Annotated in this window: 14 protein-coding genes and 1 tRNA gene; 7 read left to right on the forward strand and 8 right to left on the reverse strand. The window is 65.7% G+C overall.

Annotated elements, in window-relative coordinates:
- The 4 genes from ACTIF6_RS21335 to ACTIF6_RS21350 are packed head-to-tail and all read left to right on the forward strand — an operon-like array spanning position 1 to position 2,871.
- A complete protein-coding gene (locus ACTIF6_RS21335) occupies positions 1 to 1,362 on the forward strand; it encodes a M16 family metallopeptidase (RefSeq protein ID WP_439589840.1) in 1,362 nt (453 codons plus the stop codon).
- A gap of 28 nt (positions 1,363 to 1,390) precedes the next feature.
- Positions 1,391 to 2,005 (forward strand): 16S rRNA (guanine(966)-N(2))-methyltransferase RsmD, encoded by a 615-nt coding sequence (rsmD, locus tag ACTIF6_RS21340; protein WP_439589841.1) that lies wholly within the window; start codon positions 1,391 to 1,393, stop codon positions 2,003 to 2,005.
- 36 nt (positions 2,006 to 2,041) lie between these two features.
- The gene (gene coaD / locus ACTIF6_RS21345; protein ID WP_439589842.1) at positions 2,042 to 2,560 is read left to right on the forward strand and encodes a pantetheine-phosphate adenylyltransferase; all 519 of its coding nucleotides are present in this window, start codon (positions 2,042 to 2,044) and stop codon (positions 2,558 to 2,560) included.
- A gap of 14 nt (positions 2,561 to 2,574) precedes the next feature.
- Positions 2,575 to 2,871 carry a YfhL family 4Fe-4S dicluster ferredoxin gene (locus ACTIF6_RS21350; RefSeq protein WP_439589843.1) on the forward strand — a complete coding sequence of 99 codons (297 nt, stop codon included), beginning with the start codon at positions 2,575 to 2,577 and terminating at the stop codon, positions 2,869 to 2,871.
- Here ACTIF6_RS21350 and pth read toward each other — a convergent pair.
- The 7 genes from pth to ACTIF6_RS21385 all read right to left on the reverse strand — a co-directional run bounded on the left by pth (position 2,823) and on the right by ACTIF6_RS21385 (position 8,831).
- A complete protein-coding gene (gene pth, locus ACTIF6_RS21355) occupies positions 2,823 to 3,482 on the reverse strand; it encodes an aminoacyl-tRNA hydrolase (RefSeq protein WP_439589844.1) in 660 nt (219 codons plus the stop codon). The two genes, ACTIF6_RS21350 and pth, sit on opposite strands and share 49 nt — an antisense overlap.
- Before the next feature lie 150 nt (positions 3,483 to 3,632).
- A complete protein-coding gene (locus tag ACTIF6_RS21360) occupies positions 3,633 to 4,268 on the reverse strand; it encodes a 50S ribosomal protein L25/general stress protein Ctc (protein ID WP_439589845.1) in 636 nt (211 codons plus the stop codon).
- A gap of 100 nt (positions 4,269 to 4,368) precedes the next feature.
- Positions 4,369 to 5,343 (reverse strand): ribose-phosphate pyrophosphokinase, encoded by a 975-nt coding sequence (locus ACTIF6_RS21365; RefSeq protein ID WP_086125522.1) that lies wholly within the window; start codon positions 5,341 to 5,343, stop codon positions 4,369 to 4,371.
- Between the two features lie 75 nt (positions 5,344 to 5,418).
- Positions 5,419 to 5,495, reverse strand: a tRNA-Gln gene (locus ACTIF6_RS21370).
- A 92-nt stretch (positions 5,496 to 5,587) separates the two neighbouring features.
- Entirely contained in the window at positions 5,588 to 6,511 is a 924-nt protein-coding gene (gene ispE / locus ACTIF6_RS21375; protein ID WP_439589871.1) for a 4-(cytidine 5'-diphospho)-2-C-methyl-D-erythritol kinase, read from the reverse strand.
- A gap of 14 nt (positions 6,512 to 6,525) precedes the next feature.
- Positions 6,526 to 7,032, reverse strand: coding sequence for a lipoprotein insertase outer membrane protein LolB (locus ACTIF6_RS21380; protein ID WP_439589846.1), 507 nt, complete (start codon positions 7,030 to 7,032; stop codon positions 6,526 to 6,528).
- Positions 7,029 to 8,831 carry a tetratricopeptide repeat protein gene (locus tag ACTIF6_RS21385; RefSeq protein WP_439589847.1) on the reverse strand — a complete coding sequence of 601 codons (1,803 nt, stop codon included), beginning with the start codon at positions 8,829 to 8,831 and terminating at the stop codon, positions 7,029 to 7,031. The genes ACTIF6_RS21380 and ACTIF6_RS21385 overlap by 4 nt, the downstream gene beginning before the upstream one ends.
- Positions 8,832 to 8,933: 102 nt before the next feature.
- Here ACTIF6_RS21385 and mutM point away from each other — a divergent pair, with 102 nt between their 5' ends.
- The 3 genes from mutM (at position 8,934) to mutY (ending at position 12,867) form a co-directional block, all read left to right on the forward strand.
- Positions 8,934 to 9,752: a bifunctional DNA-formamidopyrimidine glycosylase/DNA-(apurinic or apyrimidinic site) lyase gene (gene mutM, locus ACTIF6_RS21390; RefSeq protein WP_439589848.1), complete on the forward strand. Its 819-nt coding sequence runs from the start codon at positions 8,934 to 8,936 to the stop codon at positions 9,750 to 9,752.
- 104 nt (positions 9,753 to 9,856) lie between these two features.
- The gene (locus ACTIF6_RS21395; RefSeq protein ID WP_439589849.1) at positions 9,857 to 11,800 is read left to right on the forward strand and encodes a dynamin family protein; all 1,944 of its coding nucleotides are present in this window, start codon (positions 9,857 to 9,859) and stop codon (positions 11,798 to 11,800) included.
- The gene (mutY, locus tag ACTIF6_RS21400) at positions 11,797 to 12,867 is read left to right on the forward strand and encodes an A/G-specific adenine glycosylase (protein WP_439589850.1); all 1,071 of its coding nucleotides are present in this window, start codon (positions 11,797 to 11,799) and stop codon (positions 12,865 to 12,867) included. Before ACTIF6_RS21395 ends, mutY begins: the two co-directional genes overlap by 4 nt.
- On the opposite strand, the gene rapZ is transcribed toward mutY, so the two are convergent.
- A complete protein-coding gene (gene rapZ, locus ACTIF6_RS21405; RefSeq protein ID WP_439589851.1) occupies positions 12,868 to 13,779 on the reverse strand; it encodes an RNase adapter RapZ in 912 nt (303 codons plus the stop codon).
- Between the last annotated feature and the right edge of the window lies 1 nt (position 13,780).

Here is a 13,780-nt window from a genome sequence, read left to right on the forward strand (position 1 = left end):
ATGACATTCCCATCTCAACCGTCCCGCAGGCTCATCGCAAGGTGGGCTGCGCTGATCACTACCGCGCTGGCCCTGCTGGCCGGGTTTCCCGCCCAAGCTGCGATTCCCATCGAGCACTGGAGGCATGCCAGCGGTGCGCGCGTCTACCTGGTGTCCAGCCCCTCCATTCCCATGCTGGACGTGCAGGTCGATTTCGACGGCGGCAGCCGGCGCGAACCCGCGCGGCAGGCGGGACTCGCCAGCGTGACGGCGGGCTTGCTATCGGGCGGTGTGGCCGCTCAGGGCGGACAGCCCGCGCTGGACGAAAACCAGTTGAGTGAAGCCTGGGTGGATCTGGGTGCCCAGTTCGGGGCGCAGGCCGGTACCGACCGTTTCAGCGTCTCGCTGCGCACCCTCACGGAGCCCGATCTGCTCGACCGCGCCGTGACCCTGGCTGCGCGCCAGTTGGCCGCGCCGGCCTGGCCCGAGCGCGTGTGGCAGCGTGACCGCGAACGCATGCTGGCGTCCCTCAAGGAAGCCGAGAACCGGCCGGGCACCCTCGCGGGTCGCGCTTTCGCTCGTGCGGTGTACGGTGACCATCCCTATGGGCAGCAAACCGAGACCCCCACTCTGCAGGCCATCGGTGTGGCCGACATGCGGGCCTTCTACCGCCGGCATGTGGTGGCTTGCCGCGCGCAGGTGACGATGGTGGGTGCCATCGACCGCGCACGCGCCGACCGCATCGTGGGCCAGCTCATGGCGGCGGTGCAACCGCACGGCTGCGCCACCCTGCCCAGCGTGCCCGAGGTGTCCGCCCTGTCGCGTGCCGTGGAAGAGCGCCTGCCGTTCGACGCGGCGCAGGCCCAGGTGCTGATCGGCCAACCCGGCATCGCGCGCGACCATCCGGATTTCTTTCCCCTGTTCGTGGGCAACTACATCCTGGGTGGAGGTGGCTTCGTTTCGCGGCTGACCACCGAGGTGCGCGAGAAACGCGGCCTGAGCTACAGCGTCTACAGCTACTTCTCGCCCGGCCGCCATGCCGGGGCGTTCCAGATCGGGCTGACCACGCGCCCGGACCAGGCCGCGCAAGCGGTGGACGTGTCGCGCGAGGTGGTGCGCAACTTCGTGGCGCAAGGCCCCACCGAGGCCGAGCTGCAAGCGGCCAAGGACTTCCTCATCAATGGTTTCGCGCTGCGCATCGACAGCAACCGCAAGCTGCTTGACAACGTGGCCAACATCGCCTGGAACGGCCTGCCGCTGGACTACCTGGACACCTGGACCGAACAGGTGCGGCGCGTGAGCGTGGCCGACATCCGGCGCGCCTTTGCCCAGGCAATCCAGCCCGATCGCATGGTCACCGTGGTGGTGGGCGCCAAGCCCTGAGTCATGGGCTGGCGTTAAGCTCGGCGGCATGAAGAAATCCCCTGCCAGCGCCACCCGCGTGCCCGTCAATGCACCGCGAGAAGTTCGCATCATTGGCGGCCAGTGGAAGCGCACGAAGTTACCCGTGGCCGATCGGCCCGGCCTGCGCCCCACGCCCTCGCGCGTGCGGGAAACCCTTTTCAACTGGCTGGGGCAGGACCTGACAGGCTGGCGTTGCCTGGATGCCTTCGCCGGCACGGGAGCGCTCGGGCTGGAATCGGCCTCGCGTGGTGCTGCAGAGGTGGTGCTGGTCGAGCAGGACGCGACGCTGCTGGGCAACCTGAGCCGCACCGTCACCAGACTCAAGGCCGATACCGTGCGCGTCGAGCGGGGCGACGGCGTGGCCGCGCTGCGCCAGCGCGCAGGCCAGGGACTGGACGTGGTCTTTCTCGACCCGCCTTTTGCCGAAGGAGAGAACGATGCGCTGGTGCTGGCGGCCCTGGCCGCAGCGCGACAGGCGGTGCACGAAGAAGGCCTGGTCTACCTCGAGGCGCCCCGCGCCTGGGGAGATGACGAACTCGCGCGGCTCGGCCTGCAGTTGCACCGCCATGGCAAGGCCGGCGCGGTGGCCTTTCACCTGTTGCGGCCATTGCAGGCGCAGTGAAGTGGCTGCAGGGGGCCCTCGCGCATAATCCTGCGCATGAGCTCAGCCCTCGCTTCCCCTGCCGGCACCGCGCGCGTGGCGGTCTACAGCGGCACCTTCGATCCCATCACACTGGGCCATGAAGACGTGACGCGCCGCGCCGCGCTGCTGTTCGACGAGGTGATCGTCGCGGTCGCGATGGCGCACCACAAGAAGACGCGGTTTTCGTTGCAGGAACGGCTGGACATGGTGGCTGAAGTCGCCGCACGCATGCCCGGCCGCGTTCGCGTCCTGCCCTTCGATGGCCTCATCATGGACTTCTGCCGCCAGCAGGTCGCGACCGCCGTGGTGCGTGGGATCCGAAACCTCACCGACTTCGACTACGAAGCCCAGATGGCGGCGATGAACCGCAAGCTGAACCCGGCGGTGGAGACGGTGTTCCTGCTGCCGCAGGCCGAGCTGCAATGCATCTCCAGCACGCTGGTGCGAGAGATCTCGCAGTTGGGCGGCGATGTCTCACAGATGGTCAGCGAGCCGGTGGCAAGGCGTTTGTTGCCGAGGCCGCTGCAGGCCTGAACAGGAGCTGCTGCATGGCCCTGTTGATCACCGACGAATGCATCAATTGCGATGTGTGCGAGCCCGAATGTCCGAACCAGGCCATTTACATGGGCGAGGAGATCTACGAAATCGACCCGGCGCGATGCACCGAGTGCGTGGGCCATTTCGACGAGCCGCAGTGCGTGCAGGTCTGTCCGGTGAGTTGCATTCCGATCAACCCGGAACACATCGAGTCGCGCGAGACGCTCTGGCAGAAGTACCAGCGTCTGCAGAAAACCGGTCAGCCCTTGTCGGCGGCCGGTGAGGCGCCACCACCCGTCTCGGGTTGAGGCGTCGTTTCAGCGGGTCGCGGCGGCTTGGGTCGCGGCGGCTTGCTGGTGTGGATGAGCGCAGTGGCCTTGTCCATCTCGCCCGCGATCAGGTCGGGCAGGGCCTTCAGGCTGCGGTCCAGCGCCTGCGCGATGGCGATGCGGTCGTCCGGCGAGGGTTTCTTCAATACCCAGTTCGCCACCTCGTTCTTGTTGCCAGGGTGTCCGATGCCCACGCGCAGCCGCCAGTAGTCGGGACTGCCCAGCTGGGCATGGATATCGCGCAGGCCGTTGTGGCCGGCGTGCCCGCCACCCTTCTTCAGCTTGGCTTCACCCGGTGGCAGGTCGAGCTCGTCGTGCACCACCAGCACCTCCTCCGGCGCGATCTTGAAGAAGCGTGCCACCGAGGCCACTGTCTTGCCCGACAGGTTCATGAAGGTCTGCGGCTCGACCAGCCAGACGCTCTGGCCTGCCACGCTGGCGCGCGCTACCAGGCCGAAGTGGCCGCGTTCCATCTGCAGTGAAACCTTGAGCAGACGCGCTGCCTCGTCTACCCACCAGAAGCCGGCGTTGTGGCGTGTGTGTTCGTATTCCGGTCCCGGGTTGCCCAGGCCGGCGATGAGTTTGATCATGGGTTGGGATTATCGAGGCGGAAAACAGAAAGGCCCGCACGAGCGGGCCTTTCTGAGGCTGGGAAGACGATCCGGCGCCGGGCCGCCCCAAGCCGGATCAGCTCCCTTGGGGGGCAGCGACCCGCGCAGCGGCGGAGCGTGGGCGCATCCTTACTTCTTGCCCTTGCCTTTGGCGGCAGCCTTCTTGTCGTCAGCGGGGGCGGCAACGGGCGCGGCGACCACTTCTTCCACCGGCTCGACCACGGTCGCCACGGTGAGGTTCTTGCGGCCGTGCATCACGAGCTTGACACCCTTGGACAGTTTGATGTCGCCGGTGTGCACGGTGGCGCCCTTGGTGACTTCACCCAGATCAACTTCGATGAACTCAGGCAGTTGGGTGGCCAGGCACTCGATTTCGATGTCGTTCATCACGTGGCTGATCACGCACTTGTCCGTCTTGACGGCCGGCGAGTTTTCCGCGTTGACAAAGTGCAGAGGCACCTTCTTGCGCAGGCGGGTCTTGTTGTCCACGCGCTGGAAATCAACGTGCAGCACTTGCGGCTTGTAAGGGTGGTACTGCACATCGCGCAGCAGCACTTTCTGCACCTTGCCACCCAGTTCCATGTCGAGGATGGACGAGTGGAACGCTTCCTTCTTCAGGGCGTGCCACAGGGCGTTGTGATCGAGTTCGATCGTGGCAGCCGGCGTTTCACCGCCGAAAACGATACCGGGCGCGCGACCGGTGTTGCGCAGACGGCGGCTCGCACCCGTACCCTGCTTGGCGCGCTCAAAAGCGACGAATTGCATGTCATTCTCCAATGGAGGGGTTCCGCGACCAGAACGCCTCTGTTTCAAAAGAGCGGCGCCCACCATGGACGCCACCCGCCTTTTGCCGCCTTCAGGAACCTTAGAACAGGTTGTCCTGATCGGCGAACAAACTCATGACCGACTCTCCGGAAGCGATGCGCGCGATGGTCTCGGCCATCAACGGCGCCACGGAGAGCTGGCGAATCTTGGAGCAGGCCTGCGCGGCCTGCGAAAGGGGGATGGTGTTGGTCACCACGACTTCGTCGAGCGCGCTGCCCTTGGCGATGCGCTCGATGGCCGGGCCCGAGAAGATCGGGTGCGTGCAATAGGCATAGACGTTCTTGGCGCCACGTTCCTTGAGCACTTCGGCGGCTTTGACCAGCGTGCCGGCGGTGTCGATCATGTCGTCCATGATCACGCAGTTGCGGCCATCGATGTCGCCGATCACATGCATGACCTCGGAGACGTTGGCCTTCGGGCGGCGCTTGTCGATGATGGCCATGTCGCAGTTGAGCTGCTTGGCCAGAGCGCGCGCGCGAACCACGCCACCCACGTCGGGCGAGACCACCAGCAGGTCTTCGTAGTTCTTCGTGCGCAGATCGCCGAGCAGCACAGGCGAGGCGTAGATGTTGTCGACCGGGATGTCGAAGAAACCCTGGATCTGGTCGGCGTGCAGGTCCATGGTGAGCACGCGGTTGACGCCGACGGTCTGCAGCAGGTTGGCCACCACCTTGGCCGAGATCGGCACACGCGCCGAACGCGGACGGCGGTCCTGGCGGGCATAGCCGTAATAGGGGATGACCGCGGAGATGCGCTCGGCCGAGGCACGCTTGAGCGCGTCGACCATGATGAGCAGCTCCATCAGGTTCTCGTTGGTCGGTGCGCAGGTGGACTGCACCACGAAGACGTGGCGTGCGCGCACGTTCTGGGTGATCTCGACCGTCACTTCACCGTCGGAAAAGCGGCCTACGTTGGCCGCGCCGAGTTGCGTGCCCAGATGTTGGGCGATCTCGGATGCCAGCACCGGGTTGGCATTGCCGGTGAAGATCATGAAATCCGGGGGCTGAACTTGCATGGTGTTCCCAGCGGTTTGAACGACGGCCGCGTCCTGCGTGGCCGTGTGCCTACCTGATTGGCTCAAAAAAATGGGTGGCAGGGGAGGAAGGACTCGAACCCTCGCATGCTGGAATCAAAATCCAGTGCCTTTACCAACTTGGCGACTCCCCTACGCAGGAGGGCCGTTTGACGCGATGTCGGACGGCCCACCAAAAAACGTCGCTGGTTGCGCAACCACTGCCTGGGCTGTGCGCTGGCCGATTCTAGTCGGTGCACCAGTCGAGCAATGGATGTGCATCCATGTTGGCGCATTCCCGAACCGTCCAGCCGCCAGGGGCGGGTGTCAGGTTCTTGGCCTGCGCCAGATGCGCAAACACCGCGGTGCCCGATCCGGTCATGCGCGACTGCAAGCCCTGGCTTTTCAGCCATTGAATGCAGTGACCCACTTCGGGGCAGATCGCCTCGGCCACGGGTTGAAGGTCGTTGTGCCCGAAAGCCAGGATTTCCTGGATATCAAGCGCCCCAGAAGCCTGGAACCCTCTGCCCATTGCGTCGGTTTTGTTTCCCGCGTCGTTTGCAGCAAAGCCTTGGATTGTAGCAGTTTTTGTGTCCCGTTTGAGCTCTGGCGAGCCGAATATGCGCTGCGTGGAGGCCCCGGTTGGGGGCTTCACCACAACGAATCTGGCGGGCGCCAGGTGCAGTGGCGTGATCTGCTCGCCCGCGCCTTCCACCCAGGCGTTGCGCCCACCCAGGAAGAAAGGCACGTCGGCACCGAGCCGCAAGCCGATGGTGGCGAGTTCGCGGCGCGTCAGGCCGAGACCCCAGAGGCGGTTGAGGGCCAGCAGCGTGGTGGCCGCGTCCGAAGAGCCGCCACCCATGCCGGCTTCGGCGGGCAGCCGCTTTTCCAGGCCGATGCGAACGCCCTGGGTGCAGCCGGTGGCATCGCGCAGCGCCTTGGCAGCGAGCACCGAAAGATCTTCGGCAGGCAGGGCGCCAGAGGCCAGGCCGGGTCCGATGTCTTCCCGATCGATGCCGCCATCGTCCCGCCGTTCGAAGTGCAGCAGATCGCACCAATCGATCAGCATGAACACCGATTGCAGCAGGTGATACCCATCGTCCCGGCGGCCGGTGATGTGCAGGAACAGGTTGAGCTTGGCCGGCGCAGGCACATCGAGCAGGCGCCGCAAAGGGAGATTGGCACTCATGGCTGGAAAACCACACGCAGTTCGGCCGTGGGCAGCGGTTCGGTGCGGCGCGCGGTGACGCGGCCTTCAGGCTGCCGCGTGAGATCGGCCTGCCAGCCAGGCACATTGCCTGGCTGGCCGTTCAGCCAGCCGAACAAGGCGGCCACCGGCACCGCTGTGCCACTGAGCTCGGCCGTGAGTTCGTCCAGGCTGCCGCGCCGGGTGATCTGGCCGCCTTGCCGCAATTCGGCGCCAGAGCGGTCCCAGACCACCAGGGCCAGGGTGTTGCCCAGGGGAGATACCAGTTGCAGTTCGCCGGCCAAGGGTGAGCCCCGCAAGTCGAAGCCGGCGGAGAAGGATTGCGGGGGCTGGCTCTCCACGCTGAGGGCAAGGCGCCCGCTCCAGGCCGATTCACCTGGCTGCACGGGCTTGGGCGCCGTGGCACACGCACCGAGCAGGGCGGTCAGGGTCAGCGCTCCCAACATGCGCCAGACGCTGCGAAGACCGGGCACCGCCATGCTCATGGCTTGACTTGCAGACGCTTGAGGGTTTCCTGCAGGGTTTCGTTGTCGTTCGACAGCAGCAGGCCTTCGCGCCAGATCTTCAGGGCCTGCTCACGCTGGCCCTGCGTCCAGAGCACCTCACCCAGGTGGGCCGCGATCTCGGGGTCCGGGCGCTTCGCATAGGCGGCCTGCAGGATGCCCAGGGCGCGCGGGGCGTTGCCCAGCCGGAACTCGACCCAGCCCAGGCTGTCCTGGATGTAGGCATCACCCGGTGCCAGCGACACCGCTTTCTCGATCAATTGTTTGGCCTCGGCCAGACGCTCATTGCGGTCGGCCAGCGAGTAACCCAAAGCGTTGTAGGCGTGGTGGTGATCGGGCTTGGCGGCGATGAGCTGGCGCAGCAGCTTCTCCATCTCGTCGCTCTTGCCGGCCTTCTCGGCCATCATGGCCCGGTCGTAGATCAACTCGGTGTCTTCCGGAAACCGTTGCATGGCCTCGCCGTAGACTTCATACGATTGCTGATAGGCCTTGAAGTCGCGCAGCAACTGAGCCTCGGCCACGAGCTTGAGACGCGCGTCCTCCGGCCGGCGTTCGGGCTGGTTGCGCAGCAGCGCACGCGCTTGTGGCAACTGGCCCTGGCGCGCCAGCAGCGAAGCCCGGCGCATCTGAGCGGCCATGATGTCGTCGGCGTTTTCGATCCGGTCCAGCCAGGCGTTGGCGGCCGCGAAGTCCTGCTGTTTTTCCGATACCTGGGCCATGAGCAGGTAGGCCTGCGTGAGACCGCGGGCCGAGCGCTCGTCGCCAGCGCGGCGGGCCAGCGCCATGTACCTCTGCAAGGATTCGCTGGCGGCGGGCAGGGCGCCCTCCTGCACCTGCAGTGAACCCAGCAACAGCCAGGGCTCGGCTTGATCGGGCTGGCGTGCGGTGAGGGTTTCCAGTTGCGCACGCGCGTCGCTGTTGCGCTGCAGGTCGAGCAGGATGCGGGCATAGGCCAGTGCGACCGCCGTGTCTTCCGGCGAAGCGGTGGTGCTCGCCAGCAACTGACGGCGCACCAGGGGTTCGGCGTCAGACTGGCCGCGCTCCAGGAGTTCGAGCGCCAGCAGGGCCGGGTAAGGCGATGCCGGCTCGGCTTCGTGTCCCTGTCGCGCCGCTGCGAGCGCCTGCGGCAGGCGATCCTGTGCCAGTTCCATGCGCCCAACGGTGGTCCAGGCCGCGGCGGCATGGGCGGGTTGCTTCAACCAGGGCTCCAGCGCTTCCCGGACCACGGCAGCGGCTTGCGCCTTGTCGACCACACGCGCATAGGTTTGCGGAATGGCGTTGATGGTGTCGTTGCGCTCGCCTGCAGTGGCCTGCAGGATGGACCGGAGCACAGGCGCCGTTTCACCTGCGCGATCCAGCGCGAGCAGGATCTGCAGCACATAGCGGCTCGACTCCGTACCACCGGGCAACTCTTGCGACCACGCACGAGCGGCCGTCAGCGCGGCGTCGCCCGAGCGTGCCTGCAGTGCCACTTCGACCGCTCGGCGGTAAAGGTTGGCATCGCGCTGCTTTCTGGCGGCATCCAGAATGAGCGAGTAACCGGTGCCCGGCTCGCCAGCACGCACATTGAGTTCGCCCAGCAGCAACTGGAAGAACAAGGGCGCATCGAGTCCCGAATTGACAACAGGCTGCGGTGCCGCCTGCGTCGATTCGCTGGCGGCGGGCGTAGGCGGCGTGGGGGTTTGTCCTGCAGCGCCCAGTGCTGTGCACAACAACCCACTGGCGATCAGGCTGGCAGCGAGCGAGGGTTTGGCGAAGGCGTGGCGAGGCGCGTTTTTCATCGGATCATGATAATGGAAGGGTCTCTGGTCAACCGGGTGTGATCCGATGACCTCACCGCCGTTCCAGCCCTTCGACAAGTAACCAAAAATATCCTGGCCGCCATGCCTGAATTGCCCGAAGTCGAAGTCACCCGACGCAGTTTTGCGGATCGCATTGCGGGTGCGAGGGTGCAGCACCTCCAGATGGGCAAGCCCTTGCGCTGGCCCCTGGGCTGCGAGCCGGCCGATCTGGTGGGTCGCGAGATTCTTTCGGTGGCCCGGCGCGGCAAATACCTGCTGATCCACCTGGATCAAGGCCTGCTGCTGTTGCACCTCGGCATGTCGGGCAGCCTGCAGTTCGCGCAATCCCTTCCTCCGCCCGGCACGCACGATCACTTCGAGCTGCGCACCAGCCTGGGCGTGCTGCGCCTGCACGATCCCAGGCGTTTTGGCGCGGTGGTCTACGCGTCTTCGCTGGATGATGCTCGCTCGATCAAACTGCTCGGTGGCCTGGGGGTGGAGCCGCTGGAGGAGGGTGCTTTCGATCCCGGCGCCTTTCACCGAGCGTTGCGCCAGCGCCGTGCGCCCATCAAGCAGGTGCTGCTGGCAGGTGACGTTGTCGTGGGCGTGGGCAACATCTATGCTTCCGAGGCACTTTTCATGGCGGGGATTCGGCCCACCCTGCGGGCTGATCGGCTGAGCGGTCCCCGCGCGGCCAGGCTGCATGCGGCCATTGTGGCGGTGCTGCAGCGCGCGGTAACGCTGGGTGGCAGCACCCTGCGCGATTTCTCGAGCGCCGAGGGCCAGAGCGGTTACTTCCAGCTTGATGCGATGGTCTATGGTCGCCAGGGCCTGCCATGCAGGGTGTGCGGTGAACCGGTCAAGACCATTCGCCAGGGCCAGCGCTCCACGTTTTTCTGTTCTGTCTGCCAGAAGGCCTGAGCGCCGTTGGCGCGGCTGGAGCGCCCGGCTGTCGGGCTCGGAAGCCGTCCGGCATTCTCCAGGGTGGCGATGCTATATTGGCCGATTCAAGGACCATCGCGCGTATGAGTTTCAATCAGGATTTCGAGCAACACGGTGTGTGGCGCAAGCAGTTTGCCTTGCGCCTGAAGCTGTTGTCCGAATGGCTGACCGATCACGATCTGATGGAGTCCGGCGTGCGCGAGCGCCTGGATCAACTGCACGCACAGGTCAAGAACGACAAGATCATGGTGGCCTTCGTGGCCGAGTTCTCGCGCGGCAAGTCCGAGATGATCAACGCCGTGTTCTTCGCCGGCTATGGCCGGCGCATCATGCCCGCGAGTGCCGGCCGCACGACCATGTGCCCCACCGAGCTGGGCTACGACGCCGAGATCCCCCCCTGCCTGCGCCTGTTGCCCATTGAAACCCGCTTGCAGCCCCAGTCGTTGCTGGACTGGCGCAACGCACCGGACAAGTGGGAGCGCGTCGACCTGGACGTGACCGATTCCAGGCAACTGGCGCGCGCGATCCAGAAGGTGGCCGAGGTGCGGCGGGTGACGCAGGCCGAGGCGGCCGCGCTAGGTTTCTGGCATGAGGACGTGCCCGAAGACAACCCACTGCCTGGCCCCGATGGACTGATCGAAGTGCCGCGCTGGCGTCATGCGCTCATCAACATGGCGCATCCCTTGCTGAAGCAGGGCCTGGTGATCCTGGACACGCCAGGCCTGAACGCCATCGGCGCCGAGCCCGAGCTCACCGTGAGCCTGCTGCCTCAGGCCCATGCGGTGGTGTTCATCCTGGCCGCCGACACGGGCGTGACCAAGTCTGACCTGACCATCTGGCGGCAGCATCTGTCGGTGTTGGGCGAGGGTCGCGAGTCGCGCCTGGTGGTGCTCAACAAGATCGACACCATGTGGGACGCGCTCAGTTCCCCCGAACAGGTGCAACTGCAGATCGCCTCGCAACGAACCGACTCTGCCGAAATTCTGGGCCTGGAGCCGCGCCAGGTGCTGGCGGTTTCGGCGCAAAAGGGCTTGCTGGCGAAGGTGAGCCGCGACAAGAAGCTGCTGCAGGCCAGCAATCTCATGGAACTGGAGACCGCGCTGGGCGTGGATCTGCTGGGCCAGCGTCGCAAGATTCTGGGCGCAGCGGTGGCCTCGGGTATTCAGGCGCTGCGCAGCGAGACAGGCCGCATGGTGCACACGCGTGCCCGCGACCTCGTCGAGCAGATCCAGGAACTCGAAGGCCTGCGCGGCAAGAACACCGGCGTGATCAAGCAGATGCGCCTGCGCATCGAACAGGAACAGGCCGACTTCGACGCCAGCGGCGCGAAGATCCAGGCCGTGCGATCGGTGCACCTGCGTCTGCTCAAGGATTTGTTTGCATTGCTCAGTTCCACGCACCTCAAGGCGGAGGTGGGTGTGCTGGGCAAGGCACTCAAGCAGCCCGGCATCAAACTGGGTGTGCGCCGCGCCTACGACCAGACCTTTGATCGCCTGCGCGCCGATCTCATCAAGGCCGACCGCATGGCTGGCGACATCCAGTCCATGCTCGAAGGCAGCTTCAAGAACCTCAACGCCGAGTACAGCTTCTCGCTCCAGGCTCCCACGCCACCGCGCCTGGGTCAGTACGTCAAGGATCTCGACCTCATCGAGAAAAGCCACCTGCAGTACCTGAGCCTGGGCAATGCACTGCGTCTGGCGCAGCCTGAATTCGCCGAGCGCCTGGCGCGCGCGCTGATGAGCCGCCTGCGCGTGGTCTACGACACGGCCGTCAATGAGGTGGAGCTGTGGAACAAGTCGGCCGCCGCCCAGCTTGACGCGCAGTTGCGCGAACGTCGCCGGAATTTCAGCCGCCGCATCGAGGCGGTCGCGCGCATCCAGCAGGCCGCTGGCGGCCTGGACGAACGCATCCGTGAACTGCAGTCGCTCCAGGACGACCTCAATCAGCTCGAAACCAAGCTGGCTGAACTCACCGATCACCTGCTCGCGGCTCCCGAGGACGAACCCGCCGAAGCTCTGGCGGCATGACGCGCCCGGCCCTGCCGCGCGAATTCGCTCCGCGCCTCATCGAATGGCAGCGCCGTGCCGGTCGCAGCGGACTGCCCTGGCAAGGCACGCGCGATCCCTACCGCGTGTGGCTTTCCGAAGTCATGCTGCAGCAGACGCAGGTGAGCACGGTGCTTTCGTATTTCCCCCGGTTTCTCGAGCGCTTTCCTGATGTGAAGGCGCTGGCCGAGGCACGGCCCGATGACGTGATGGCCTTGTGGAGTGGTCTTGGTTACTACAGCCGGGCGCGCAACCTGCATCGCTGCGCGCAGGTGGTGATGACAGACCACGCCGGCATCTTTCCTGACTCGGCCGAGGTGTTGCAGACACTGCCCGGCATCGGTGCCTCCACGGCGGCGGCCATCGCGGCGTTCTGCCATGGTGAGCGCATTTCCATTCTGGATGGCAATGTGCGCCGGGTGCTCTCGCGCTTGCTGGCTTTTGAAGGTGACCTGGCGCAGGCGGGGCCGCAGCGCGAGCTCTGGGACATGGCACAGGCCCTGTTGCCCGTCACGCCCACGCCGGACGACATGACCGCCTACACACAGGGGCTGATGGACCTGGGTGCCACCCTGTGCCAGCGCAGTCGACCGGCGTGTGCGAACTGTCCGGTGCAGTCCTTGTGCCGCGCCCATCGCGCTGGCGACGTGCAGCGATTTCCGGTGAAAACCAAACGCCTGTCGCGCAAGTTCGAGCGCTGGTGGTTGCTGGTGTTGCGAAATCAGGATTCACCTGGACGTGCACGCTTCTGGTTGGAGCGTCGACCCGCACCGGGCATCTGGGCGGGCCTGTATTGCCCACCCGTGTTCGCCGCAGAGAACGAGCTTCTGGACGCGTTGCCCGAGCGAATGCGCGGGGTCCTGCAAGCTCTGGAGCCTGTGGCGCACAGCCTCACGCACCGCGAACTGCACCTGCACCCGATGCTGCTGGACCTCAAGTCCGAGTCATTCGAACCGGTGGCGGGCAGGGGCCAATGGGTGGAGGCCGACTCGCTGGGCGATCACGGCCTGCCCACGCCAGTGCGCCAGTTGCTTGCTCGCCTGATCTGACTACGGGCTGGTGCGCGGCCAGTTGTCGAGCTCGCGGTGGCGGATACGTGTGGACCACTCCGCGCGAAAGGCTTGCGCCAACCGCTCTACCAGGTACACCGAACGGTGCTGGCCGCCCGTACAACCGATGGCCACCGTGACGTAGCTGCGGTGGTCGCGCAGCATCTGCGGCATCCAGTGGTGCAGGAAATCGGTGAGCTGCTGCTCCATCTGCACCACTTCGGGTTGCGCGGCCAGGTAGTCGGCCACAGGCAGATCCAGCCCGCTCAACAGCTTGAGCTCGGCTTCGTAGTGGGGGTTGGGCAGCATGCGCACGTCGAACACGAAGTCCGCGTCCATCGGAACACCGCGCTTGAAGGCGAAAGACTCGAAGACCAGCGTCAGCGGTGCCTGCGTCGCGCCCAGCATGTCCTTGACCTGGCTGCGCAGCCGCATCGGGCGGATCAGACTGGTGTCGATCACCAGCGCCTGCTCGCGCAACTCGGCCAGCAGTTCGCGCTCATGCTCGATGGCATCCACGAGGGCTCGGTGCTGGTCGTTCGCCATCTTGAGCGAGAGCGGATGCAGCCGGCGGGTTTCGGAGAAACGACGCACGAGGGTCTCGGTGGTGGCATCCAGGAACACCGTGGTGAGGTTCACCGGCCGATCGGGGTCGTTCTGCAGGCGTGCCAGACGCCGAGGTAAACCGGGCAGCGAGGACGCGCTGCGCACGTCCATGGCGATGGCCACCTTGTCCGCCCGCTGGTTCTGCTCGAGCTCGATGAAGGACTCCAGCAGCTCGGGAGGCAGGTTGTCCACACAGTAGAAGCCCACGTCTTCCAGTGCTGTGAGTGCGACCGATTTTCCCGAGCCGGACATGCCCGTGATCAGCACAAGTTGCGTCGGTGTCTCGGGAGGAATGGGCGTCGTCATC

This window comes from Hydrogenophaga sp., from assembly GCF_051860785.1.
Lineage (GTDB): Bacteria > Pseudomonadota > Gammaproteobacteria > Burkholderiales > Burkholderiaceae_C > Hydrogenophaga.

Bases quoted from the DNA above. Each gene is read 5' to 3' on its own strand.
- mutY (WP_439589850.1), top strand. From the start codon at position 11,797: ATGACGCGCCCGGCCCTGCCGCGCGAATTCGCTCCGCGCCTCATCGAA.
- ACTIF6_RS21395 (WP_439589849.1), top strand. From the start codon at position 9,857: ATGAGTTTCAATCAGGATTTCGAGCAACACGGTGTGTGGCGCAAGCAG.
- ACTIF6_RS21335 (WP_439589840.1), top strand. From the start codon at position 1: ATGACATTCCCATCTCAACCGTCCCGCAGGCTCATCGCAAGGTGGGCT.
- mutM (WP_439589848.1), top strand. From the start codon at position 8,934: ATGCCTGAATTGCCCGAAGTCGAAGTCACCCGACGCAGTTTTGCGGAT.
- ACTIF6_RS21350 (WP_439589843.1), top strand. From the start codon at position 2,575: ATGGCCCTGTTGATCACCGACGAATGCATCAATTGCGATGTGTGCGAG.
- rapZ (WP_439589851.1), bottom strand. From the start codon at position 13,779: ATGACGACGCCCATTCCTCCCGAGACACCGACGCAACTTGTGCTGATC.
- ACTIF6_RS21380 (WP_439589846.1), bottom strand. From the start codon at position 7,032: ATGAGCATGGCGGTGCCCGGTCTTCGCAGCGTCTGGCGCATGTTGGGA.
- ACTIF6_RS21365 (WP_086125522.1), bottom strand. From the start codon at position 5,343: ATGCAAGTTCAGCCCCCGGATTTCATGATCTTCACCGGCAATGCCAAC.
- rsmD (WP_439589841.1), top strand. From the start codon at position 1,391: ATGAAGAAATCCCCTGCCAGCGCCACCCGCGTGCCCGTCAATGCACCG.
- coaD (WP_439589842.1), top strand. From the start codon at position 2,042: ATGAGCTCAGCCCTCGCTTCCCCTGCCGGCACCGCGCGCGTGGCGGTC.
- ACTIF6_RS21360 (WP_439589845.1), bottom strand. From the start codon at position 4,268: ATGCAATTCGTCGCTTTTGAGCGCGCCAAGCAGGGTACGGGTGCGAGC.
- pth (WP_439589844.1), bottom strand. From the start codon at position 3,482: ATGATCAAACTCATCGCCGGCCTGGGCAACCCGGGACCGGAATACGAA.
- ACTIF6_RS21385 (WP_439589847.1), bottom strand. From the start codon at position 8,831: ATGAAAAACGCGCCTCGCCACGCCTTCGCCAAACCCTCGCTCGCTGCC.